Source organism: Aeromonas sp. S2(2024), from assembly GCF_041402505.1.
GTDB classification, from domain to species: Bacteria; Pseudomonadota; Gammaproteobacteria; order Enterobacterales; family Aeromonadaceae; genus Aeromonas; species Aeromonas media.
In genome coordinates this window covers 157,507-182,060 of sequence record NZ_JBGLRL010000010.1, presented here as the reverse complement: position 1 = coordinate 182,060, position 24,554 = coordinate 157,507, and the positions used below count along the sequence as shown (strand labels likewise).

At 60.3% G+C, this 24,554-nt stretch carries 25 protein-coding genes; 20 read left to right on the top strand and 5 right to left on the bottom strand.

Annotated elements, in window-relative coordinates:
- Positions 1-94 precede the first annotated feature (94 nt).
- Positions 95-364: a hypothetical protein gene (locus tag ACB039_RS12740; RefSeq protein WP_371165806.1), complete on the bottom strand. Its 270-nt coding sequence runs from the start codon at positions 362-364 to the stop codon at positions 95-97.
- 334 nt (positions 365-698) lie between these two features.
- Between ACB039_RS12740 and ACB039_RS12735 the strand changes: the two genes are divergently transcribed.
- From ACB039_RS12735 to ACB039_RS12690, 10 genes are all read left to right on the top strand, one after another.
- The gene (locus tag ACB039_RS12735) at positions 699-1,157 is read left to right on the top strand and encodes a hypothetical protein (RefSeq protein ID WP_371165805.1); all 459 of its coding nucleotides are present in this window, start codon (positions 699-701) and stop codon (positions 1,155-1,157) included.
- A gap of 482 nt (positions 1,158-1,639) precedes the next feature.
- Entirely contained in the window at positions 1,640-2,542 is a 903-nt protein-coding gene (locus ACB039_RS12730) for a hypothetical protein (protein WP_371165804.1), read from the top strand.
- Between the two features lie 163 nt (positions 2,543-2,705).
- A complete protein-coding gene (locus tag ACB039_RS12725) occupies positions 2,706-3,284 on the top strand; it encodes a hypothetical protein (protein WP_371165803.1) in 579 nt (192 codons plus the stop codon).
- A 20-nt stretch (positions 3,285-3,304) separates the two neighbouring features.
- Positions 3,305-4,033 (top strand): hypothetical protein, encoded by a 729-nt coding sequence (locus ACB039_RS12720; protein ID WP_371165802.1) that lies wholly within the window; start codon positions 3,305-3,307, stop codon positions 4,031-4,033.
- Positions 4,034-4,098: 65 nt separating this feature from the next.
- The gene (locus ACB039_RS12715; RefSeq protein WP_371165801.1) at positions 4,099-4,353 is read left to right on the top strand and encodes a hypothetical protein; all 255 of its coding nucleotides are present in this window, start codon (positions 4,099-4,101) and stop codon (positions 4,351-4,353) included.
- Positions 4,354-4,528: 175 nt separating this feature from the next.
- The gene (locus tag ACB039_RS12710) at positions 4,529-5,017 is read left to right on the top strand and encodes a hypothetical protein (protein ID WP_371165800.1); all 489 of its coding nucleotides are present in this window, start codon (positions 4,529-4,531) and stop codon (positions 5,015-5,017) included.
- Positions 5,018-5,033: 16 nt separating this feature from the next.
- Positions 5,034-5,261 (top strand): hypothetical protein, encoded by a 228-nt coding sequence (locus ACB039_RS12705; protein ID WP_371165799.1) that lies wholly within the window; start codon positions 5,034-5,036, stop codon positions 5,259-5,261.
- A 51-nt stretch (positions 5,262-5,312) separates the two neighbouring features.
- Entirely contained in the window at positions 5,313-5,714 is a 402-nt protein-coding gene (locus ACB039_RS12700; RefSeq protein WP_371165798.1) for a hypothetical protein, read from the top strand.
- A gap of 27 nt (positions 5,715-5,741) precedes the next feature.
- A complete protein-coding gene (locus ACB039_RS12695) occupies positions 5,742-7,877 on the top strand; it encodes a hypothetical protein (protein WP_371165797.1) in 2,136 nt (711 codons plus the stop codon).
- Between the two features lie 62 nt (positions 7,878-7,939).
- Entirely contained in the window at positions 7,940-11,494 is a 3,555-nt protein-coding gene (locus ACB039_RS12690) for a hypothetical protein (protein WP_371165796.1), read from the top strand.
- 138 nt (positions 11,495-11,632) lie between these two features.
- Here ACB039_RS12690 and ACB039_RS12685 read toward each other — a convergent pair whose 3' ends face one another.
- Complete coding sequence (locus ACB039_RS12685) at positions 11,633-12,532, bottom strand: tyrosine-type recombinase/integrase (protein WP_371165795.1); 900 nt, start codon at positions 12,530-12,532, stop codon at positions 11,633-11,635.
- 768 nt (positions 12,533-13,300) lie between these two features.
- On the opposite strand from ACB039_RS12685, the gene ACB039_RS12680 reads away from it, so the two are divergent.
- The 7 genes from ACB039_RS12680 (at position 13,301) to ACB039_RS12650 (ending at position 18,612) form a co-directional block, all read left to right on the top strand.
- Complete coding sequence (locus tag ACB039_RS12680; RefSeq protein ID WP_139750842.1) at positions 13,301-14,494, top strand: methyltransferase; 1,194 nt, start codon at positions 13,301-13,303, stop codon at positions 14,492-14,494.
- Positions 14,495-14,655: 161 nt separating this feature from the next.
- Positions 14,656-16,101 carry a chitinase gene (locus tag ACB039_RS12675; protein WP_371165794.1) on the top strand — a complete coding sequence of 482 codons (1,446 nt, stop codon included), beginning with the start codon at positions 14,656-14,658 and terminating at the stop codon, positions 16,099-16,101.
- A 321-nt stretch (positions 16,102-16,422) separates the two neighbouring features.
- Positions 16,423-16,605, top strand: a complete 183-nt coding sequence (locus tag ACB039_RS12670) for a VOC family protein (RefSeq protein ID WP_232092260.1) — start codon at positions 16,423-16,425, stop codon at positions 16,603-16,605.
- A 156-nt stretch (positions 16,606-16,761) separates the two neighbouring features.
- Positions 16,762-17,160 carry a GFA family protein gene (locus tag ACB039_RS12665; RefSeq protein ID WP_139751401.1) on the top strand — a complete coding sequence of 133 codons (399 nt, stop codon included), beginning with the start codon at positions 16,762-16,764 and terminating at the stop codon, positions 17,158-17,160.
- Between the two features lie 30 nt (positions 17,161-17,190).
- Positions 17,191-17,400: a DUF4287 domain-containing protein gene (locus ACB039_RS12660; RefSeq protein ID WP_139751400.1), complete on the top strand. Its 210-nt coding sequence runs from the start codon at positions 17,191-17,193 to the stop codon at positions 17,398-17,400.
- A gap of 73 nt (positions 17,401-17,473) precedes the next feature.
- Positions 17,474-18,073, top strand: coding sequence for a histidine phosphatase family protein (locus ACB039_RS12655; RefSeq protein ID WP_139751399.1), 600 nt, complete (start codon positions 17,474-17,476; stop codon positions 18,071-18,073).
- 128 nt (positions 18,074-18,201) lie between these two features.
- A complete protein-coding gene (locus ACB039_RS12650; protein WP_139751398.1) occupies positions 18,202-18,612 on the top strand; it encodes an SRPBCC family protein in 411 nt (136 codons plus the stop codon).
- Between the two features lie 40 nt (positions 18,613-18,652).
- Here ACB039_RS12650 and smrB read toward each other — a convergent pair whose 3' ends face one another.
- Entirely contained in the window at positions 18,653-19,177 is a 525-nt protein-coding gene (smrB, locus tag ACB039_RS12645) for an endonuclease SmrB (protein ID WP_042650147.1), read from the bottom strand.
- Positions 19,178-19,242: 65 nt separating this feature from the next.
- Between smrB and prmB the strand changes: the two genes are divergently transcribed.
- Complete coding sequence (gene prmB, locus ACB039_RS12640) at positions 19,243-20,178, top strand: 50S ribosomal protein L3 N(5)-glutamine methyltransferase (protein WP_041206945.1); 936 nt, start codon at positions 19,243-19,245, stop codon at positions 20,176-20,178.
- A 16-nt stretch (positions 20,179-20,194) separates the two neighbouring features.
- Positions 20,195-21,283 carry a chorismate synthase gene (gene aroC / locus ACB039_RS12635; protein WP_139751397.1) on the top strand — a complete coding sequence of 363 codons (1,089 nt, stop codon included), beginning with the start codon at positions 20,195-20,197 and terminating at the stop codon, positions 21,281-21,283.
- A gap of 88 nt (positions 21,284-21,371) precedes the next feature.
- Here the strand turns inward: aroC and ACB039_RS12630 are convergent, their stop codons facing one another.
- On the bottom strand, positions 21,372-22,184 hold the full coding sequence (locus tag ACB039_RS12630) for a substrate-binding periplasmic protein (RefSeq protein ID WP_371165808.1): 813 nt from the start codon (positions 22,182-22,184) through the stop codon (positions 21,372-21,374).
- Positions 22,185-22,497: 313 nt separating this feature from the next.
- Between ACB039_RS12630 and ACB039_RS12625 the strand changes: the two genes are divergently transcribed.
- On the top strand, positions 22,498-23,898 hold the full coding sequence (locus ACB039_RS12625) for a DEAD/DEAH box helicase (RefSeq protein ID WP_005326024.1): 1,401 nt from the start codon (positions 22,498-22,500) through the stop codon (positions 23,896-23,898).
- Positions 23,899-23,991: 93 nt separating this feature from the next.
- Here the strand turns inward: ACB039_RS12625 and ACB039_RS12620 are convergent, their stop codons facing one another.
- On the bottom strand, positions 23,992-24,378 hold the full coding sequence (locus ACB039_RS12620; RefSeq protein ID WP_171269815.1) for an MAPEG family protein: 387 nt from the start codon (positions 24,376-24,378) through the stop codon (positions 23,992-23,994).
- Between the last annotated feature and the right edge of the window lie 176 nt (positions 24,379-24,554).

Genomic DNA, 24,554 nt, shown 5'->3' with positions numbered 1-24,554 from the left:
CTGATGGATTACTACAACTGGCGGCGTCCACATCAACACAATGACGGGATCGCGCCAGCAAAAGCCGAGGATCGGCCTAACCAAGTGTCCGGATTTAGTTGACCACTACACTCAGTGTCAGAGGCGTTTCATTGTGGAGCGTTCTATTCATAGCGTCATGAGTGAACTCCAGTTCCTTAGTAAGGAAGGTGACACTGACATTATCATCCCCAAGGTAAAACATCTTGATTCCGAAGATGTACTCCCCGTCAGAAATGTGCCCGTTAGCGCGGAGCCAAACCACAGGTTCCTGCATGTCACTGGCATCAGCAGCCGAAGAGCCTTTAAAGTCATCATATTGAACATGGGCCTTGAAAATATCCATTACTCACTCCTTGGTATATTGCTAATTAATATTTTGTTTGTGCCAAGGATGAGAATATACCCTTGGTATTAAAGGGGTCAATAACGTTTGTTGCAGATTTTATTTATGGGTAATTATCTTGCTGCAACTATTTAATGCGCTAACTAGCCCACGGTGTCCGCCTCCTTGACCAAGCCACTCACACCGACGTGTGCGGTGCCCTCTACAAATACGTGAACGGTAAGCTGTTCCACTGGCGCTGCCACCACGTCGGCACCTACTACCCCATCTACTGCTGGGGCCCGATTACCCTGCCCGCATCACACAACATCTTCCCAATCCAAGGAGCGAACAAATGAGCATGACTTCCCTCGACTTCCTGAACAACATCATCAACCCGGCCCGCGTTGGTGCTGATGAGTCCACCGTGAAGAACACCCACTTCCTTGCCCGTACCATGGACGAACTGGACTTGGATGAGTCAAGGGTAAAACTTTTACCCTCCCATACCGGCAGCATGGCCCGCTATGTGGACCTGACCGAAGACCAGATGCGCTTGGTCGGTATGCGTGAGAGCAAGGCTGTGCGCCGTGCTGTACTGGCCGAGCTGAACCGTCTGTACGCCAAGGCCAAGGAAGCACCGAAGTCTGTTGAGGAGCTGTTGGAGTTGGCTGCTGCCACCATCCGCGAGAAGAACCAGCAGATTCGTGACCGTGCTCTGCGCAACGTGATGGTGGGGCCGAAGAAGCTAGTTGCTGAGAATAACCTGACCCTAACAGAGAAGTCTCATCGACTCCCTGCCTGTCAGGAATAAAGTCGGGTTAACAGAGAGATTGAATAACCTGACCCTACAAGAGTAATCCACCGCACCTCCTGCCGCTGGGAATAACTACCCAATAACAGAGAAATCCCACCGCCAAGACTCGGCCAGGAATAATACTGGGTTAACAGAGAAGTCTGAATAACTCGACGCTAACAGAGTAACCCTTCTTCTTTTTGAAGAACGGGGATGCTCCACCCTATCTCCTTCTTTTTTGAAGAACGGGGAACACCTACTTACCCCACATCGTACAGGCCGCCGGTCGGTTTACCTGTACCCGTTCCCCGGAGGAATTGTGCTCCAGATACAGCAACAGCGACGCCAGCAACGGCAGCTCGCTCGACTGGTAGCCAAGCACCTTGGCCCCACCTACAAGACCCGCATGTTCACTCAGTACCCAGTAGAGGTACTGACCCAAATGCTTACACCGCACACCAAGCCCGCTACCTGAGTGGGCTCACCTACATGAGGTTTATATGACTACTGCTTTGACTGTTGATTTGACTGGCGTTCGCAACGTCATGGACGGTATGCGCGGCTGCACTTCCATGGAGGCACGGGAGTATCTGGCTGCTTGGAAACCCTCGCACAAGCCTGCGTACCTCACTGGCTACCCGAAGTCCCGCCGCCTCGCTCGTAAGTTGAAGGCTGCCGCTTATACCAATGAGCAACGAGCGATGAATCCTCACCTGAATATCGGCACTGCCCCGGCTCAGAAGAAGGCGGGCCGTCCGGCTACCGTGTATCGGAACCTTGTCCCTCTGCGGATTGCTGACCTGATGGCGGTTGGTCTGGATAGAGCGGCCATGCAAGAAGATGATGATGCGCCGGAAGTATCTGGCCTGCCCGTCTGGTTGGATGACATTATCAGTGGGGCTTTGGTCTGGGACGATGCCAAGAGCACAGCACACAAGCTGTCTCCGTTCTGGATGCGTAAGGTGGTCATGCTCCCGGTCATCAGTACCGCCTGCATCATGGAGCTGACCGGCCTAAATAAGCAGTCCGCCTCCCGCTATATGACCAACGGCATCCTTGCCTGCAAGCTGATACTTCGTGAGCTGCACAAGCAGGAGATGGCAGAGTTGGGTGAGATAGAGGATTCGAATGGTAATAGTCCAATAGTATATAAAGGGACTGACCAATCAGAAGTCCCGCCTACTATGACCGCCTCTGGTATCTCGCTTGCTTGGTTGTTCAGAGCGCGAGCCAACATGCAGGCCATGGGGAGGGAGCTGAGCTTCGACTCCATCCCTTCTGCTGCCGAGGTTGTGGCGGATGAAGGCGAGCGAGGTGCGTTCGATGACTACTGGGAAAGCTGGGAGCCACAGCAGCAGGGAGTCTGGGCAGACCCGGCCAAGCGCTCGTCTGTACTCCGATGACCTCCATCACCATAAATTTTATTTGCAGACTCAGGTCGCACAGCATTGCCTTCTTCTGTCACTCCGTCCGGCATGAATCACCGGTTCTCCTAGCGGGAGAAGGCAGTGCCGTGCGGCCCGTCCCGCACATCCCACACTTCACCAATTCAACTTCGGAGGCTGTATGCCCTCAACTTCTTCCGCTGCGGTCGCCAGTAATGACGAGCTAGTCGCAGCACTCGACGCCCTCTATAAGCAGGGTGACTTTGTATTCGATGCCCGTATCCCGCCTGTTGGTCGAAAGTTCGAGACAGGCAATAAAGTCCGGCGCCGGTTCGGCACTGAGACAGTCGCTCAGGTCTGCGCCCTGCGACAACTCGGTTGCACCGTCTCCGGCATCCAGAAGATTCTGGGTCAGATGTACACGCCGAAGCCTGCGTACCAGACCGTCAAGGAGTTGCTGGAAGGGGAGGTCTATAAGGAGCTCCGCACCGGCCCCGGCTTCGCAGCCCGACATGACCATTACCTGTACTTCTTCGAGAGCACCTTCAAGGCGCTGCCTAACTGGCGGCCATCAGTCGCAGCAGTCCAGCAAGCTCAGTCCGCTAGTGCTGGCTCCCGATACAAGGGCTCTGCTGGCAATGCTTGGCAAGCTGCTGTCGTTGCGCCTGCTGTGGATACCCCCGATTACAACTCCCAACGCATGGCCGACGCGGCTGCGGCCCGAGCTAAGGCCCGGACAGCTCGCCAGTACCCAGCGTAACCACCCTCTAAGGATTCACCATGACCGACATTCTCGCAGGCGTACGCGCTTGCAACCAACCCCTGCCCGTTACCCAGAACCGTAGCGAACTGCTGACCACCGGCATAGGCCGTGGCATCGCTCCCGCCTTCACTCCCGATGCTCTTGCTGCCAGCGTGAAGGGCAGGGGATTGCTCAAGGCAGGCATGCAAGGGCACCACATTCAGGCCCTGTTCGATGACATCCACGATATTGACGAGCGGATTGCCTCCTTCGGTGCTCGCCCGGTTGTCCGTGCCAGCATCCCGCCGCTGTCTGACCCGAACGCGCCATTCAATGGCAAGACCATTCGTGGCCTGCTTCGTGACTCCGGGCTCACGCCGTCTGAGGCGGAAGCTTGTGGCTCTGCGCTCGATGGCTTGAAAGGCATCCTGCCCAATATGCGCCGCGCCATTCTGTCCGCCAGTGGCAGCACCCGAGTCGCCACCTTCAAGGCCACCCGCATCATTACTCAGGCCATCCTCGACGAGCTGAACAAGCTGGAAGCGGATGTTATGGCGAGCGCTCCCGAGGAGCAGGCCCAACGTGAGTACGACGCGCATAGTCGCCAACTGGTCGCCACCAAGCGCCAGAAGAAGGAAGCGCTGGCCCGATTCGGTGCTGACGCCATCAGCAACTACTGCCTTGCGGTAGAAGGTGCCAGCACTCAGGCCGAGCTACAGCGACTTAGGGAGCAGATTGTTGCTGCTGCCAAGCGCGGTAAGGCGTAACCCAGCACTTAATCATCCTGGCCCCCATGGTGGGGTCGGGTATCTGAGCATCTTTGGAGAAACTTATGAGCACCATGAATACCGAAATGCAGAACATGGCCCACGACATTAACAACGGCCACATCATCGACCTGCACAATGCCCGCGAGGTAGCGGAGATTTCCCGCTACGCCCACACGAACAATATCTACACCCCGAATTTTGAGAACCGTCTGGCTGCCACCCTCAAGCATTCGATCGAGGCCGGAGTCTATCGCCGCACCTCTCTGCCGACCCCGCCGCCTGCCAGTCTCATGACTGCCCTTCGCTCTCGGGTGTAACGATGACCTACAGAAATACCATCGTCCCGCTGCTCTGGTCGCTGGCCGGAATGCAGGCGGCAGAAATCACTCTCGGTCTCGCCTACATCCTGACGCACTGACATGAAGCGCCGCCGACACATCTACTTTCACATGCACTCTGGAAAAGTCCGGGGTAAACCTTCAAGAGGGCCGTATGCCATTTATCAAGAAACACCTGCCATTCATCCCAGCTGTCTTTGACTCACATCTGTCCGACTCTGGGTACTTCAAGATGCACCTGCACCCATGCAACAGCATCAACATGGAGCCGCAGACTCACACCCTGACCGAGGACGAACTAGCTGCCGCCATTGTAGACACCGAAGAGGCTGTTGAGGCCGCTGGCTACTGGCTCGCCCCGTCGCCGTTCATCTACAGCGGTAAGGGGAATATTGGCTACAAGCGGCATCTTGCCGACTTGTTGGCCGCATGGTTGGTGCAGCGGGACACCGTGACCGCATTGCTACCGCACTTCTGGATTTACGCCGCCGTGAAGATGCGCGAGCAGTCCGATTTCCTGCGCTACCTACAGCACACCCTCGACCACGAATACCGCACCACGCAGGTATGGGCTTCGCTGGTCAAGATGGCGCAATCCAGCGTCAAGTACCACGTCACCATTCAGCACTGCCCAACCTTGTGAGCAGTCGGAGAACATCATGAAAGACCTGAAATCCCTGCATTCCCAAATCGCCTACCACGGCATCACCAAGGAAGAGTTATCCCTGCTCACCCGCGAGCAACTGGTCGGGATACTGACCGGCGAGGATGACCTTTTAGAGGAAGTTTTCGGCGCACTCATCATTGTTGAGCACGGGAAGTTCGACAAGAAGCTGGCTCGTCGCAAGCACAAGGCTGCCCAGCTCGCCACTCCCTCCACCCATTGATAGCTGCTCACGCTGGGGCATGACCCCGGCCTCCCTATTTGAGGAATCACCATGTTTGACCTGACTACCCTAACCATCGCCACCGTCGCTGTATCCGCCTTCGCATTCTGGCGTATGAAGCGAGCCAGCAAGGCCCCTGTGTTGCCCGCTCCTGCACCTGCGCAGCCCGAAGATGCCCCACAGGCTGAGCCTGAAAACGTACCTGCGCCCATGCAGGCGGACACCGTGCACGTCATGCCTATGGCTGACTACATGCCGGGTCGAGCTGTAGACCTGACCGCTCTGCTTCGTGACCTCGATTCTGTGTTCCCGCAGATTCCGGTCAGGCCCACTACCACCATCGAAGAAATCCAGTTCAACGCAGGCCAACGCTGCCTAGCCGACTGGATGCGCCAGCAGTACCTAGCCCGAGGCAAGCAGGTGGGCAGCATGTCCAAGGCGCCCACCATCTAACATCCGGCCACCGGCCAAGGAGCATAAATGCAAGACCGTAATCTCAACGCGGCACTCCAAATTCCCGCCCGCCAACTCACTGTGCCACAAGGTGCAGTCCCGCAGCCCGACACTACCGGCCAACGCGCTCAGCTTGAATACTCCGACCGGCTCGTAGGGCAACTATCCGCCTTTGGTGTGCAGATTTCCGAGAAGGAGATGGCAGATACTGCCGCCGTCCACGCCACCAACGCCCGTATCATGGTGCAGCAGGGCAAGACCCTGAAAGAGATTCATGCTTCGGATGAGGCGAAGGCGCTGCAAGTATTCGGTGAGACTGCCACCATGGCAGGGGCGGAAGCTGAGCTCGCCCGCATCAATGCCAATCAGTTCAAGTCCTCCGAGCAACAAGCCCTACGCGAAGGTCAGTACGCCAACCTGACCCCGACTCAGTACCGCGAGGCGCTGGTTCGCCGGTATGCCGAGGGGTTGGATGCGATGCCAGAAGGTGGTTCTGGTCGGGCTCTGCTGTCTGAGCTGGGGAGCCAAGCGATCACCGACCTGTCCGCCAACCACATGCAGGCGCACTATGAGCACAAGCAGAAGCTGCAACTCTCCGCTACCACCAAGACCATGTACGGTCTGCTGGATGAGATGGGCGCAGCCAAGAATGCCGGTGACAAGGTGGCCCTCAAGCAGTTGTACCGCGACATGCCTAGCCTGCTGGCCCAGCCTCTCGGTATGTCTGATGAGAACTACGCCGCCCTTCTGGCCGGTGTGACCACTCAGGCGCTGGCCGAAGGTAATGCCGAAGTGTACGAGGTGGTGAAGAAGCTGAATCCTACCTTCGACCCAGACCAGCGACAGGCCATCGAAAACGCCAACCACGCCAACGATGTCCGAGTGGCACAACGCGGCTCCATCGAGTCAGCTACCGCCATGGCGAACATCTCCACCGCCGCAGCCAATGGTGCCAGTGCGCACCGAGTCGGCCAGATGATTGCCGAGTACAACACCAAGTATCCGCTGGCTCCGCTGTCCGAAGGGCAGATGGCTGGCTACCTGACGCAGACCGCCACCGTGCAGGCCAGCAAGGCCGCCGCACAGCAGGCCAAGCAGCAGCGCAACCAAGACGTCATGGGCGGCTCCGGTGTGTATTCGCAGGATGAGGGCAGCAAGGCGCTGGCAGACCTGCGGCAAGTTGCCCCCGACCAGCACGGCTATATGACCGTCTGGAAGCAGAGTCCTTACACTGACAAGCAGATGAAACAGGAGCTGTCCAACGGGCTGAACCTCGACATTGCTATCACTGACGGCGGAGAAGTGTCCCCATCCTTCATGACCGCTTACGGCAAGTATCTCGAAGCTGCCAGCTACAACGAGGACAAGGCGCGGGGAATGCTGTCTGAGTCGCAACTGGTTGTTGTTGACGCCATGCAAGTGACCCAAGCCAATGGCGGGAACATGGCTGAGGTGGTGACACAGATGCAGGAGGCCAAGCGCAATCCGTCAGCCTTCGCTCCGCCTAGCAAGAAGGAGGTGGCTGAGGCGGTCAAAGACGAGGACTTCGGCACAGGAAAATGGACCGACACTGGCCCGCTCAACTGGATTCCCGGCACAGCTAATGAAGTGGATGAAGGGAAGCTCGATGCTGCTCGTGTGCAGTACGTCAACGAGGTGCACAAGCTGACCCAAGCAGGCGTACCGCTAACCTTCGCGCAGAACACCGCCAAGAAGAACCAGACGAACCGACTGCACCGGGTCAACGGTATTCTTGTCGATACCAACGGCGCAGACCTCAACGAGTTCGGTATCACCTCCGTCGAGAAAGGCCTGACCGTCATGGAGACAGAGCTCCGCACCAACAAAGTGCTGGCTACCACCATGCTCGGCTCCGAGCTTTCGGACGATTGGGAAGTGGTGGACGCATCAGTTGTCCCCGGCTCCAAGGGCCGCCCGTCACAGTTCAAGCTCACCCTTCGCAATACCGAGGACGAGAGCGAACGCCCCCGAGTCATTCCATTCACACCGGATGACATGAAGGAGGCTCTGCCCCGGCATACCCCAGCAGCCATCGAGCAACGCCGGAAGGATGAACGTGCTGCGCTAGACGAGAATTTCCGCAAGGCATCCGAGGAGCAGAAGAAGTCCGGCTTCCGGTATCACTCTGCCATCCCTGAGTAACCATCCCGACAACATTAAACAGGCCCGCTTCGGCGGGCTTTTTCTTTTCAGAAGGAATCACAATGAACCTGTACCACCCGACGAATCCCGGTCTGGTTGACCCGTCCGCTGCTGGTAATCTGCTGGCTCGTACCGGCAAGGCCAGCAAGTCCAAGACTCCAGCCACCCCAGAGCTGACCTTCGACCCGGCGCTCATAAAGGACAATCCGCTGCCGTATGTAGGCGAGAAGGACACTCCTGAGTTCGTGACCGAAGTTATCCCCGCAGCCTTCAAGGCGAACAACCTGATGTTCGGTATCGGCAGCCGAGTCACCGACACCACCTATGACCCCGAGCCCGGATACGACCCGCTGAAAGACGAGGCTGCGTACATCGGTGTCCCCGAGGAATACCACGACCAGCTGTTTGACTCGAAATCCCCGGCAGAGTCTCAAGCTATCCGTGGCCGTATCGCTGACCAGTTGGAGCACCAACAGACGCTGGCTGATGCGGGATGGGCGGGCACTACCGCTGGCCTCGTGGCTGGCTTTGCTGACCCGCTGGTGCTGGCCGGTGGTGCTGGTGTGTGGAGTGCTGGCTTCAAGGCCCTGCGTACCGCCTCCCGCATGAAGAACCTGCCTGCCGCTGCTGGCCTTGGTGTTGCCGAAGCTGCCGCGTACAACGAAGCGGCCATGGCTACCCACCAGATGACCGGCAACGACCAAGCAATCAACCTTGCACTTGGCGCAGCCGGTGGTGTGCTGGCAGGTAGCATGCTGCCCCCGGCGCGTACCGCTGCCAACCAGAAGGCAGTCCGTGACGCAGCTGCTGAGACGGTTGCTGCTGCGGACATGAAAGCAGCAGGCGAGGCTATGGCACGTGGTGAGACTCCAGTCGCTCCGGTGTTCACTCCAAAGAGCAAGTCTGAGCTTAAGCGGATGCGGATGGAGGCGAGTAAGTCCCCGGAAGCGAAGGCTGCCCTCGATGACTACAACCTCCGAGCCCTTGCTGTGACTGCCACGCACAGCACCGAGTTCACCGACGACCTCGTGACTGATTCTGCTGCCCTGATGCGCCGCGCCGAAGACCTGATGGTCAAGCAGGCAGGCGACCTGACCAACCCGGCCCCGGCTAGCTACAAGGCACTGGATACCGCCATGCCTGCCCCGGCTGCTGGCCTTGGTGGCCGCAAGAGTGTAGGCGCTGCCGCCGCTCCTAATCAGTTCGCTGGCCGTGACGGTATTCTGCCGATGTCCGACCGTGCGAAGGACTACGACAGCTACGCCCAGGAACGCGCTGCCGAGCTGGACGCCCGTTCCGCTGAGCTTGGTCGTATGACTACTCCACTGCACCAGTTGACACCGCTGTCACGCTCCCTGATGGAGACGGGTGCCCCGGCTGCCCGAGCCTTCGTGGCCGATATGCTGGAAGTGCCTGCCGGTGCGCTGACCAATGATAACGCCGCTATCCACCGTAGCACTCTGGTCAACAAGTACGACACAGCCTCCCTGTTCAACTATCAGGCAGGATTCAAGCAGCATCGGAAGTTGACCCGGAAGAGTGACGACACTGCGACCCAGATGCTCAAGCTGTGGCGAGGCGACTACCGTGCCGACTTTGACCGTCTGGTGTACCAAGAGATGCTGGCCCGAGACGATGCCTTCCGCCGTGGGGTGACGCACACGTCAACTGCCCCGGAGCATATCCGCAAGGCTGCCGATGGGCTGGATGACAGCATGCGTATGGCCCGCGAGGACATGATTCGCTATGGCCTTGTCGGTGACAGTCTGCCTGAGCATCCCGGCTACCTGCCCCGTAAGTGGGATTGGGAGAAGATTGCGAGTCTGACCGAGCCGATGCGCAAGGAGCTGACCGACCTGCTGACCTCTGCTTACGCCGCCACCGGTATCCCGTCTGGTGTTGCAAGTAAGATTGCCCGGAACATGATTGTTCGTGCAGCGGATAACGAAGGGCAGATTGACGCCAACATCTTCAACCAGATGGACGCGAAATCGACCGCTGAACTCAAGGCTTTCCTGACTCAGGCGAACGTGGATACCGATGAAATTGAGTCCCTGCTCAACCTCATCCACACCCAGAACGCCAAGAAGGCAGCCCCCGGCATGCTCAAGCGCCGTACTGACATTGACCTGTCCATGGGGAGTCAGAACTTCCAGCTTATCGACTTCGTTGATACGAATATCGAGCGAGTGATGCGGACGTACAACGTGGAAACCTCTGGCCGTGTTTCACTGGCTGCCAAGGGTATCCACAGTCGCGCTGATTGGGATGATATGGCTGCCGCTGTGGTGAATGACATCCACCGCAGCAACCCGAACGCCAGTATCAGCGACACCCAGCGCGCTCTTGAGGACGTATGGGAGGCATTCACTGGCTCCGCTGTCCGTGGAGGTATCAACAAGCATGCTGGCCGACTGATGGGCTGGACTCAGGTTGCTATGCTGGCAGGCTCCGGTCTGGCACAGCTAGGCGAAACCTCGAACATCATTGCTCGGCACATGGTCAACGGTGGTATGCGCAACATGCCAATCATTGGGGAGATGGCAGGACTAGCCCGAACGAAGCCTGACGCGCCGCTGCTCAAGAGCATCGCCGCTGCCGGTGGGCCGCTGTGGGACAACATGGCGCTACACAGCAACGACATCAGACTGGACTGGAACGGCACTATCTCAAACCAAGCCGGTAAGATTCTCGACCGTGCGCTGGCGCTGGGGCAGGGGACTATGTCCACTATATCCGGCCTGCGGGTTATCACCAGCTACCAACGCCGACTGGCTGCGGTGCTGGAAGCTGATGCGCTGGTTCGTCTAGCTAATGACGGTCTGCCAACTGACGACAAGGCTATCCGCCGACTGGAGACCATGGGCCTGACCTTTGGTTCTGGCGGTAACTGGGAGAGCATTGCCGAGGCTCTGCGCCTGCACGGTAAATTCGATGGTAAGGGTGTGCTGGAAGACATCGACTTCAACGCTATGCCGGAAGGCACCCGCGATGACATTCTGTTCATCATCAAGCGGGCAGTTGGTCAGCAGATTCAGGAGTCGTTTATCGGTGAAACCCCGACCGCAATGCACTCCACTACCGGCAAGCTGTTCAGCCAGTTCCGTAACTACCCGATGCTAGCCATGGATAAGCAGACCGCTCGCCAGTTCGCCATCGGTGACACGGAGGCGTACTTCACCGTGATGATGGGCCTGACCCTGAACGCCATGATTGCCCCTGCTCGTATGGCCCTTGCCGGACGCAGCGAGGAAATCAACACGGGCACCATCGCAGCTCAGGCCATCCAGTACCTGCCGTTCTCCGGTCTGCTGCCGGATGCGCTGAACGTCCTCGTGGCTCCGGGTTTCGTGCCTGATTCCATGTCCCTGATGAACTGGGGGCAGGAGCAGGAGCGGAATATCTCACTCGTGGACACCGTGGCCCCGGTCGGTATTCAGTACGGGTACAAGCTGCTCCGTGCTGCTGAAATTGCCGGTGAGCGGGCATCCCCTTGGACTGAGAAGGACGAGCTCTCGGCCTCTGACATCCGTGCCCTCCGTGGTGCAGCCCCTCTGGGGAGTCTGCCGGGTATCACACTGGCCACGTCCATGATGTTCCCGGCGAACAGCAACTAATAGCAGGAGTAAGACGCCCTTCGGGGCGCATCCTTTTTAATTCGCAGTCCTCTTGGCTGCTTTCTTCCACCTGCCCGAAATGAGTTTTCACCACCAAATTTTTTTTCTGAGGGTCGAACTTCTGGCAGGGAATCCAATTTATTTACCAAACAGGGCAAGGTACTGCTGCATGTACTCAGACGAGAGCATGCTCTCTACGGCCCGCAACTGATGGGGCAGGGTGTGCCCGGACGAGTACAATCCGTATGACAGCGTGAGCCCCTTGGTGCTATGCCCGACGAGCGGCGCAGTCACGTCCTCCGGTATCCCCGCCCGCTGGTAGCCAGTAATCGCCATCCCTCGCAGGCTGTGGAATCCTTTCACCCGGTCACGGCTGCCGGTCACTTTGGCCTTGACGACCCCGAACTTGTTCGACCATTGCGATGCATTGGTGTCCCCGTTCTGTAGGTGCCACAGCCTGCCGACGACCTGCGCCCGCAACTCTTCCCACAAAGGTTTCGGCAAGGGCAGGGAACGGATAGCGCTGGCAGTCTTACCCGCCCGGATTCTGAGCACATGCACTCCGTCCTCAATCTCAAAGTCAGCCTCACGCAGTCCGACTATCTCCCCGAGACGGCAGCCAGTGATTAAGCCAAACTTCACCAGCACCCGGAGCGCGGTGTCTGACTCCCTGACAATCCCAGACATCTCTTGCAGGCTCAGCGGCTCGTATGATTGCAGGTCGCCGGTAGACTTGAAGCCGGTGTTCTTGAATGGGTTGTCCCCGTCCACCATCCGCAGCAGATAGCAATGCTCCCACACGAGGGACATGGCGCTCAGGTACTTCTTCCGGGTGTTGTCGCTCTTCTCCCCAGCTAGCGATGCAATCCATAGGGTTACGTCCCGGCGCTCAATCTCTCCCAGCGCCTGCTTGCCAGTGAACTCGGCTATCCCCACGGACGCATTACGAACCCGGCTCAGTGTGCCCTCAGTTATCGGCTTGCCTTGGGCAGCTCTGCGCTCGGCTTCCTTGAGGAACTCAGCGGCTGCTTTCTGCACGGTCACGCCTTTGGATGTTGACTTCGGCTTGGCAGGCTTAGGGGTGGGCTTAGGTGCTGGCTTGGGGGTGGGTTTCCTGACTGGCCTGATGGGGGCGGGGGATGCAGTAGTCGCCCCGGCTACCGGGATACTGGCCCGTAACCCGGCGAGGTACTGCGAGAACTTCTGCGCTGCACTGGCTGCTTCGTTCGCTTCGGCTTCCAAGAGGTGCTGCCCGAAGGATGCAATGATGCTGTCCCGTCTGAGTTGGGCTTCTCGTAGGTCTCCGGTCTGGAGCGTCTTGGTGTAGAGCCTGCGGCCACTGAACAGGGGCAGGCATTGAATGCTCTTCGGTACGGCCCAGCTCAGATACCAAACATGGGCTTTCTTTTGGAGCGACCACGTAGGTCTTGATGTAGGTCTGGCAGTGGGGCTGGTTGTGGGTCTGGCTGTGCTTACTTTCATGGTGTCTCTCAGAGTCACCTAGTAAATCACCCTGTTTATCACCCTATAAGAAGTGTTTCGCATGCACCATCTAAGCCATTGAATTTCCTACACTTGGCGTCCGCATGCGCTTGCAGGATGGCATTGATGGTCATGTTTTGGTTCCGTTCATATGGGTAAAACGACCCGCGTGGGCGAGTCGCGCTAATGAGGGGGCGGAATATAGCACAAGTCCCTGCTTTTTGTCAGGCTACCAGCAAGGGGTGGGCGGATACGCTGGCGAGTGCTTTTTGATGGCAGATCGCTAGAATGAGCCTCCCTTTTGGATAGCAGGACAAGCTCACCGTGCTGGCTCACCGTTTTCGACAACTGGACTGCTTGCTGACCGACGAGAGACGCTGGTGGCAATATCAGCCCTATCATCATCTGAGCCTGGCCTTCGCCGATGAGGCCCCCGAGCTTGCCGCCTGCCTCAATGGCCTCGACCTTGACGAGATAGCGCGGCTCGACGCCGACATGGGCGCACTTTGCACCCTGCTTGCCCCCTGGATCCCGGCAGGGGCCGAGCTCCATGCCCTGAGCGAGCTAGACACCTTTGTCCCCGAACCCATTCACTGCGCCAGGACCATGGCGATGTACATGCCGGGGCGCAAACAGGCGCAGATAGAAGCCTTCACCGGCTGCCTGCCCGCCCATCAGGGCCCCTATCTGGAGTGGTGTGCCGGCAAGGGCCACCTGGGGCGCCTGGTCTCTCTGCACCGGGGGGCCGAGATCCTGAGCCTCGAATTGCAGCGCACGCTCTGCGAGGAGGGGCGACAGCTCGCGGCGCGCGATGGTGCCCGCATGCAGTTTGTGGAGGCCGACGCCTTCGCCGCCGAGTCGGGGGCGCTCATCGCCCCGCACCATCACGCCATGGCGCTCCATGCCTGTGGTGAGCTGCATACCCATCTGCTGGAGCAGGTGGCCGAGCGCGGTGCCCGGGGCGTGACCCTCTCCCCCTGTTGCTATCACCTGATCCGCACCTCTCATTACCGTCCCCTGTCGCAGGCCGCCAAGGCCAGCGCCCTGCACCTTGGCAAGAGCGACCTGAAGCTGCCGCTGCAGGAGACGGTGACCGGCGGCGCCCGCATCTCCCGCCTGCGCGAGCAGGAGGTGATCTGGCGTCTCGCCTTCGATTGCCTGCAGCGTGAGGTGCGCGGGGTGGATGAGTACCTGCCGGTGCCCAACCTGCAAAAGAGCCTGCTGGCGGGCAGTTTCGAGGCCTTCTGTGACTGGGCCGCCGAGCGCAAGGGGATGGTGCTGCCTGGGGCGATAGATCATGGAGATTTTCTCGCCAGGGGGGAGCGGCGCTTTGGGGACGTCGCCCGCATGGAGCTGGTGCGCCATCTGTTTCGCCGTCCGCTGGAGATCTGGCTCGCCCTGGATCGCGCCCTCTTCCTCGAGGAGCAGGGCTACCAGGTCGAGCTGGGGACGTTTTGCGACAAACCCATGACACCTCGCAATCTGCTGATCCGGGCGGTGCGTGTTCGCGGCGCATAAAAAGCGAGCACCTTGAGGTCAAAATGAGGCTGTTGTGCGGTTTCATCTGAGTGCAGAGTGAAATGGCTCACAAAATCGCCAAACTCTTAATTCTTGTCGTGAATTTAGTTGTCAGGATGCCTATGCTCGCCCTGACATTTTCAAGACAAGGATGGTTACCCATGTTCATGCTCAAGCGCACCGCCTGGCTGGTTGCGGGGCTCTGCGCCTCGCCAGCTTATGCGGCCATGACTATTCAGTCCGACCCACAAAATAGCGGTGGCTATGTGATTGCCGCCTCCGATGTAGCGGCCGTTGAAAAGGCCAAGACGGCCAACCCCATGTATGGCATCTGGTCAAAGGCATTGGCCACCCGCCCCAACATCCTGGTGGAGGCGATTGTGCCGAGACGAGCCGACAACCCGGACAACGTCAAACGGGTCGAGCGGGTATTTACCGAATCGGACTGGGACTTTCTGACCCAGATGGCGGCCCCTGAATATACCTATGAGCGCTTCTTGCGGGCGGTCGGCAAGTTCCCCGCCTTCTGCGGCGACTACACGGACGGGCGCAATGCGGACGCCATCTGCAAAAAATCCATCGTCACCGCCTTCGCCCACTTTGCCCAGGAGACGGGCGGCCACATCGCCAGGGAGAATGTCTCCGACAACCCGCTGGGGCTCGAGGAGTGGCAGCAGGCGCTGGTGCATGTGCGCGAAATGGGCTGGGCCGAGGGGCAACTCGGCTATACCACCGGCTGTGGCCAGAATGACTGGCAGAACAGGAAATGGCCCTGCAGCACGGGGCAGGGCTACTTTGGCCGTGGTGCGAAACAGCTCTCCTATCACTTCAACTACGGCGCCTTCTCCGAGGCGATGTTTGACGGCAACGCCACCGTGCTGCTGAACAACCCCGGCCTGGTGGCCGACTCCTGGCTCAACCTCGCCTCCGCCATCTGGTTCTTCCTGACGCCGCAAGCCCCCAAACCCGCGATGTTGCACGTCATCGACAGAACCTGGGTGCCCTCCCAGCGCGAGCTCGCGGCGGGCATCGGCTATGGCTTTGGCACCACCATCAACGTCATCAACGGTGGCATAGAGTGTGGCGAGCAGAACAAGAACAAAGGGCAGCCGGTCAACCGCATCCGTTACTGGGAAGGGTTGGCCGCCCATTACGGGATCCCGCTGCTCCCGGACGAGAAGAACACCTGCTGGCAGCAGACCCCCTATGGCAGCCTCAACCTGAACGGCGCCACCGACGTGCTCTACACCAACTGGGACGGCAACTGGAAATATTATGCCGACAGGCCAGGTGGCTACTCGTTCGAGTGCGAGCTGGTGGGATTCCAGACCGCCTATTCGGCCCTGGTGCCGGGGGATTACGAGAAGTGCGTGACCAACGTCTACGGCTCCCACGCCAACTGGCCCAAGGTACGGGTGGTCGCCAAACTCGATCCTGCGCCCGTTGATCCGACCGACCCGCCCGTGGGGGATGTGCCCGCCTGGGAGGCCAGCAAGGTCTACACCGCCGGCAACAAGGTGAGCCACAAGGGTGTCATCTATCAGGCCAAGTGGTGGACCCAGGGTAACGAGCCGGGCAAGGGAGATCCCTGGGCACCGGTGAACTGAGCCCGATGAGGGCGCGTCATCAGTCATGATGGGGAAGGGGGGTGATGGGTCTCTCTTCCTCTCTTTCATGAGGACGGGCCCGCAGGCACATGGAACAAGTCGAGGGTGTTCGGGTGCTTATCCCGCACAGAAGAGTGACAGATGAATATCGCCTCCACTTTGAAATCCCGGTGCAGGATCTGGAGAGGGCATCCGCTTCTGTGAGGGGGTCTTCGAGATAGCTCTCGAGCGGGTGCACATAGATGGCAACGAGATTGCGCTGTTCCCGCTCCTTGACGGGGTGGCGGGCTGCTCCGGCGCCCTGGCAAAGGGAAGAGTTATGTGCCTAGCCATGATGGCACCCGGGTCTATCTCCAGGTGACTAACATCGAAGGGGCCATGGCCCGGGCTCTCGCATCGGGCGGAGTATGCCTCTATCCCGTCACCCGGGTGGTGGAGCGAGTCCGGGTGGCGAAATTCAGGGATTGCGAGGGTAATCGCATCGCCCAGCAGGATCAGAACTGAACCTGATGCCGATGAGGGCATCCCTCGATGGGCTCGCCTGCCAGGTGGGGGGCAAGACCCCTCGGCAGTGGCGAAACCCCGGGGGAGCAGCTACTCATTTGATGCTAAATGCGGCCGGCATCCTGCCGACTCGGACCTTGAAGAGAGGAGCTGGATATGCAAGGAACCTGTCTGTGCGGTGGGATCACCGTCTCGAGCGGCGATAAGAACGAGGTGAGCCTGTGCCATTGCGCCATGTGCCGGCGCTGGTCGGGTGGGCCCATGTTCGCGGTGCATGGTGGCAAGGGGGTCAGTTTCAAGGGGCTCACCCCTGTGGCCTACCGCTCGTCCGAATGGGCGGAGCGCGGCTTCTGCCCCACCTGCGGCACCCACCTTTTCTACCATCTGCTGCCGACGGACGAGTACATCCTCTGTGCCGGCCTGTTTCAGGAACAGGGGTTCGAGCTCACCGGGCAGATCTTCATCGACGAGAAACCGGATTTCTACGAGCTGAAAAACGACACCCCGACCCTGACCGGGCAGCAGGTGTTCGAGCAGTTCGCCCCCAAGCCCTGAACCTGTCGCCACAACTCTGGAGAGCCAATCATGGATGAGCAACAGAAGGTGAGGGGGCCTGCCTCCTATTTCCCCTCCATCGAGAAAACCTATGGGCAGCCGATTGCCCACTGGCTGACCCTGCTGGCGGGGCGGGAGGAGCACAAACACATGGCGCTGGTGGCCTGGCTCAAGGCCGAGCACGGCATGGGACACGGCCATGCCAATGCCCTGGTGGCCCACTTTTTGGCGCAGGGCTGAACCGCCCGTATCGGCTCTGTCCGCTTTAGTGGGTCAGGGCTTTCGACCACGGCTGATGAAACAAGGATGAAAGATGGAACTGGTGGTGATCCGCCATGGCGAAACCCGGGCCAATGCCGAGGGGCGCTATCTGGGGGCGTTGGATATGGGGCTCAACGAAACAGGGTGGGAGCAGGTCGGCACGTTGGCGCAGGAGCTCGTCAGGGAGAGGCCGTTTCAGCGCCTGTTGAGCTCCCCCCTATTGCGTGCCAGACAGAGTGCCGAAGTGATTTCCCGTGCACTGGCATTGCCCGTTCAGGTTATCCCGGCCTTTCGTGAGCGGCACGTGGGGGTGTTCGAGGGACTGACGCAGGCAGAGGCGAGGATCCGTTACCCCGAGCTCTGGGCGCGCAACATCACCCGTCGTTGGGACGAGGCACCCACCGACGGTGAGTCGCTGGATGCCGTGATCGCACGGGTGTCGTCAGGGTTGATCACGCTCGCCGATGAGGCGCGGGGCGAGCGGGTATTGCTGGTGGCGCACGGGGTGGTGGCCAAGGTGATCCGAGCCCTCACGAGCTCAGGTTTTGCCGACTTCTTCGAGTGGCAACTGCATAACGGCGGCAGACTGGTGGTCAATATTCCCCAGGCTCAGTCACCGATCCGCTTTCACCGCCCAGCCGGGCAGGATTAACCCGCGTCTTGCCCTGCGCAGACGATAGGAGCCGACCATCTGTGGCCGGGCTTCACGGGAACAACCGTCAAGGGGCGACACCCATGCTTCACATGGGCGTCGGGAATCGAGGCAAGAGGAGAAGAGAGATGACGATAAGCGTCAGTGTCCGGGTCGAACGGCCAATCGCTCTGGTATGGGAGGGGTGGAATACCCCCGCCAGCATCATGGCATGGAATGCAGCCTCCCCCGAGTGGCACTGCCCCGGCAGCCGGGTGGATCTGCGGATCGGCGGGCGTTTCTGCCACCGTATGGCCGCCCGGGATGGCAGCATGGGGTTCGATTTCGAGGGCTCCTTCACCGAGGTGGTGCCGCCAACCTCCCTGGGTTACGTCATGGACGACGGTCGGGCCGTCAGGGTGAGGTTCGTGGAGGAACAGGGAGGCACCTGGGTGCACGAGGAGTTCGACGCCGAATCCGAACACAGCAGCGAGCAGCAGCGTGCCGGCTGGCAGAGCATACTCGACAACTTCAAACGCTATATGGAAAGCGCGCCCTGAGGCGCGCGTTTCGATCAACCATTTCCTGCCCGACGCCGGGTTACTCCTCGATATCCAGCAGCACCAGGATGGCGCTCTCGCCGCCCCATTCCCGCGGGGCCTGATGGAAGGCGCGCACATTGGGGTGCTGGGCCAGCCAGCTCGGGATGCGCTGCTTGAGCACGTGCTTGCCGATGCCGTGCATCACCGAGGCGACGTGAATGTTCTCTTTTTGGCACAGGGTGAGCAGGGCAGCCAGCTCCTGCTTGGCCTGGAGCTGACTCATGCCATGGAGATCCAGATAAATCTCCGGCGGATAGAGGCCGCGCTTGAGCTTTTTCAGCTCGAATTTTGACACGTCTTCACGCACAAAACGGGTCGGGCCCTCTTCGTCCAGATGAGGCTGGTACTCGTCGCTGAAAAAGTGGTCAACCCCAAGCTTTTCGCGGCTTTCACGCAGTTCGCGTTTCTGCTTGACCGGGCTTGAGGAGGCCCTTATGGTATCTTGCTTAATTTTCCGGGTACCTTTGACAGCATCACGAAACAGCAGGCTTTCCTCGTCTGTGGGTGAGGGCGTTTTTTTCATCAGGTACTCGTCTTGCTCGCTGTATAGAATTCTCGGGCCGGATATTACTCGACTTGGAGGTGGATTTGGACAAGATATTTATCGACGAGGTGGTTGCCGAGATGCACACCATCCAGGACATGTTGCGCTGGGCCATGAGTCGTTTCAACGACGCCGGGATCTTCTACGGACATGGTACCGACAACGCCTGGGATGAGGCCGTGCAACTGGTGCTGCCCGCGTTACATCTGCCGCCAGACGTGGATCCCGGCATGCGCCACTCCCGCCTGACCACCAGCGAGCGCCACCGCATCGCCGAGCTCATCATTCGCCGGGTGCAGGAGCGGGTGCCTGCCGCCTACCTGACCAACAAGGCCTGGTACGCGGGTTGGGAGTTCTACGTGGACGAGCGGGTGCTCATTCCGCGCTCCCCCATCGCCGAGATGGTGGCCAACCGTTTCGCCCCCTTCCTGAAAGAGGAGCCGACCCGGATCATGGACTTGTGCACCGGCTCCGGTTGCATCGCCATCATCATGGCCCACGAGTTCCCCCATGCGGAAGTGGATGCCATCGACATCAGCGTCGATGCCCTCAATGTGGCCGAGCGCAACATCAACGATCACGGCCTCGAGCAGCAGGTCATCCCGATCCGCTCCGATCTGATGCGCGATTTGCCCGCCGGCGACAAGTACGATCTCATCGTTTCCAACCCACCCTACGTGGACTCCGAGGACATGTCGGATCTGCCGGAGGAGTTTCGTCATGAGCCGGAGCTGGCCCTGGCATCGGGCTCCGACGGCCTCAAGCTCACCAAGCGCATCCTGGCCAATGCCGCGGACTTCCTCAAGGATGACGGCGTGCTGGTGGTCGAGGTGGGCAACAGCATGATCCACCTGGAAGCCCAGTTCCCCGAGGTGCCCTTCACCTGGGTCGAGTTCGAGAACGGCGGTCACGGCGTCTTCGTGATGACCAAGGCAGAGCTCGAGCAGTACCAGGCCCATTTCGCGATTTACAAGAGCTAAGCAGCAAGGAGCACCCATGGCAGGGAACAGTTTTGGCCAACTCTTTCGGGTCACCACCTTTGGCGAGAGCCACGGCCTGGCGCTTGGCGCCGTGGTCGACGGCTGCCCGCCCGGGCTGGAGATAAGCGAAGCGGATCTGCAAATCGATCTGGACAGACGCAAGCCCGGCACCTCCCGTTACACCACCCAGCGCCGCGAGGCGGATGAGGTACGGATCCTGGCCGGGGTGTTCGAGGGACGCACCACGGGCACCTCCATCGGACTGCTCATCGAGAACACCGATCAGCGCTCCAAGGATTACTCCGAGATCAAGGACCTGTTCCGCCCGGGCCACGCCGATTACACCTATCACCAGAAGTACGGCCAGCGTGACTACCGCGGCGGCGGCCGCTCCTCGGCCCGCGAGACCGCCATGCGGGTGGCGGCGGGGGCCATCGCCAAGAAGTACTTGAAGCAGATGCACGGCATCGAGATAGTGGGTTTTCTCTCCCAGCTCGGTCCCGTCAAGGCCGAGGCGTTTGACCAGAGCCAGATCGAGCAGAACCCCTTCTTCTTCCCCGATGCGGGCAAGCTGGAGGCCCTCGATGAGTACATGCGGGCCCTGAAAAAAGAGGGCAACAGCATAGGCGCCAAGGTGGCTGTCATTGCGCGCAACGTGCCGGTGGGCCTAGGGGAGCCCGTGTTTGACCGCCTCGACGCCGACATCGCCCACGCCATGATGGGCATCAATGCGGTGAAAGGGGTCGAGATAGGTGACGGTTTCGCCGTGGTGGAGCAAAAAGGCTCGGAGCATCGCGACGAGATGACCCCGGCCGGCTTTGCCAGCAACCATGCGGGCGGCATTCTGGGGGGCATCTCGTCCGGTCAGGATATCGTGGTGAGCATGGCGCTCAAGCCCACCTCCAGCATCACTGTGCCTGGCAAGACCATCAACACCAGCGGCGAGGCCACCGAAATGATCACCAAGGGTCGTCACGATCCTTGTGTCGGCATCCGTGCGGTGCCCATCGCCGAGGCCATGCTGGCCCTGGTGCTGATGGATCACCTGCTGCGCCATCGTGCCCAGAACCAGGATGTGCATACCCAGACCCCGCTGCTGCGCTGATCCGCAAACAGCGCTGTTAGCTGATCACCATGCTCGGCAAAAAGGCGACCCCAGGGTCGCCTTTCTCGTTTGTGCGGTGTCGTCAGGATCAGTCCTGAGTGCTTTCCTCCCGGGGCTGGCTGCCATCGAAACGGCACTCCGGCGGGGCAAATGCCGTGTCCAAAGGGGGGAGGGTGGCGATGGCCGCATCGATGCGGGCGAGCTCCTCTTCGCTGACCGTCTCCCTGGCCAACATCAAGCTGACCGGCTGCTGGTGCAACAGCACCTGACACGAGGTGAACCCCTCTGCTCCTAGTTGGGCCAGCCGATGCCGGGCGTATTGCCACTCGATGATGACTCCATCGAGTCGCCGTGCCAGCAGGAGGGCGATCAGCCTGTCGTCCGAGTTGTATTCGCTCGCCTGCCGAAGGGAGGGGCAGGCGTCGCTCAGGGGCAGGGGACGGGTGCCCCGCAGCTTGCCAAGGCGCAGCCCGGTCTGCTGGCACAGGTCCGCAAGATGCGTTATTCCCTGCCAGCGATCTGCGCTCCCGGGCGCAGGCTCATGGCTGAGCAGCACGAAGCTGGCGCGTCTGTAGGGGGCAGAGAAGCGAGCGAAACGCGCCCGCTCCGGGGTCTTCAGGGCCCCCATGGCGACATCCAGTTGCTGGCGTGCCATGAGGTGAAGGGCCCGGGCCCAGGGGAGGTTGCGAAACGCGGGCTCAAGATCGGCGCCACGGAGGATCTGGCGGGTCAGTGCCACGTCCAGCCCGCCGAGTTCGCCATCGGCCTCGATCTGGCTGAAGGGGGGCCAGTGGCTCCAGGCCACCGACAGTGTCTCTTTGGCGCCCAGAGGTAGGTTCGGTGCGAACAGCAGGCCGAGGCTCAATGCGCAGTGAATAGCGGTCTGGATATGTTTCCTGATCAAGCAGAACCTCCCTGTTCTGTGTCGTGGATCCCTGAGTACGCGTCCCAAGATGGGGCGGGCCCTGGCGAGCGCCATCATCGCCATTCTGCCCCGCCATAGTGGGCTTTTCCACCCAGGCTGGGAGGCGCATCACATTTTTCTCGTGTAACGGCGCCAACTCCGTTAGACTGCGCCTCTATTCTTTCCCCTTTGCTCTGCTCCCCGGGGAAATCGTTGTTTTCTCTATAGGCCCAGATCCTGTGAGATGGCATCGGCTCAGCAGAGGAGCCCCACCACAGATCCCCGGCGCCCCTATCCCTAGCAGGTAACTATGAGTTTTACTTCCCTCGGTCTGGCCGAACCCTTGTTGCGTGCCGTTGCCGAGCAAGGCTACGACACCCCGTCTCCCATCCAGCAACAAGCGATCCCGGCCGTCCTGGCTGGCCGTGACCTGATGGCCGCCGCCCAGACCGGGACCGGCAAGACCGCAGGCTTTACCCTGCCGATGCTGCAGCGCCTCACCGAGAGCAAGCGCAAAGTATCCCCGAACCGCATTCGCGCCCTGGTGCTGACCCCGACCCGCGAGCTGGCCGCCCAGGTGGGCGAGAGCGTGCGCAACTACGGCAAGCACCTGCCGATCCGCAGCCACGTCGTCTTCGGCGGCGTCAGCATCAACCCGCAGATGATGGCAACCCGCCGTGGTCTGGACGTGCTGGTGGCCTGCCCGGGTCGCCTGATGGATCTCTACAACCAGAACGCCGTCAAGTTCGACGAAGTGGAGATCCTGGTGCTGGATGAAGCGGACCGCATGCTCGATATGGGCTTCATCCGCGACATCCGCCGCATTCTGGCCCTGTTGCCGAAGAAGCGCCAGAACCTGCTCTTCTCCGCCACCTTCGCCGAGGAAATTCGCGAGTTGGCCACCGGCCTGCTGGATAACCCGGCGGTGATCGAAGTGGCGCCGCGCAACAGCACCGCCGAGCGTATCGAGCAGCTGGTGCACCCGTGCGACAAGGCCAACAAGATCGCGCTGCTGAGCCACCTGGTCACCAGCAACGACTGGCAGCAGGTACTGGTGTTCACCCGCACCAAGCACATGGCCAACCGTGTTGCCGAGACCCTCGACAAGAACGGCGTCAGCGCCGCCGCCATCCACGGCAACAAGAGCCAGGGTGCTCGTACCCGCGCCCTTGCCGGTTTCAAGGAAGGTAGCGTCAAGGTGCTGGTCGCGACCGACATCGCCGCCCGTGGTCTGGACATCGACAAGTTGCCGCAAGTGGTCAACTTCGAGCTGCCGAACGTGGCGGAAGACTATGTGCACCGCATCGGCCGTACCGGCCGTGCCGGCGCAGCCGGTCACGCCATCTCCCTGGTCGCCGCCGATGAAGGCAAGCTCATCAAGGCCATCGAGCGTCTGACCAAGCAGAACATTCCTTGCGAGCAGGTGGCCGGTTTTGAAGCCTCCCGCGAGACCCTCGACAACATCGCTCGTGGTATCGGCGCGCCGCTGCGCAAAGAGCCCCGCGATCCGAGTGAGCAGCGCCGTGCGCCGCGCCCGCAGGGTCAGGGCCAGCGTCAGGGTGCCGGTCGTTCTGCCTCCAATGGCAATGCAGGTGGTGCCCGTACCGGTAACGGTGGCAAACCCAAGCCGCAAGGTGGTCAGCGTCCCGCCGATGGCGCCGCCAAACCGGCCCAGGCTCGTCGTCCCCGCCGCGCCAGCCACAACCAGTAAGCGACTCGGGAGCCAGGCTCCCCAGTTATTCGCTGATAAAAAAGCCCCGCCATTCTGGCGGGGCTTTTGTTTTTCTGGCCGGCAGTGAAGCGGTCAAAGGAGGAGCGCCGTGATCAAGATGTACGCCGCACTTACCAGGATCACGCCGAAGGTCAGCCCCATCCCCACCACCCGGTAGCGGAAGTTCTCCGGTGTGCGGCTCATGCCAAAGGCGTGACAGAGGCGACCACACAGCAAGCTGGCCCCCAGCAGATGGATGAGCCAGGGTGTCTGGCTGGAGGTTTCGACAAAATAGATCAGCAGTAGGGCCAGGGGAACATATTCGGCAAAGTTGGCGTGCACCCGCATGGCCCGCAGCATGGCGGGATCATCGCCATGCCCCAGCGCCACTCCCCGACGGTGGCGGGTGCGAATGGTACGCTCGCCGAGCAAGACGAAGAGCAAGGCGAGCAGGGCCGCGTAGATGGGCACTATGGTCATGGTATCTGGCTCTCTGGTTGATGTGTTTGCCTGGATATTGCTTGGCGCCTCAATGGCTTGCCTCTGAGGGTAGCAGCAGGATGTGGCGAGTGGCGCAACCAGCTGCTGAGGGCGCCTGGGACCAGATCACAAAAAGCCCCGCCAACTTATGCTGGCGGGGCTTTTCAATGTGGGAC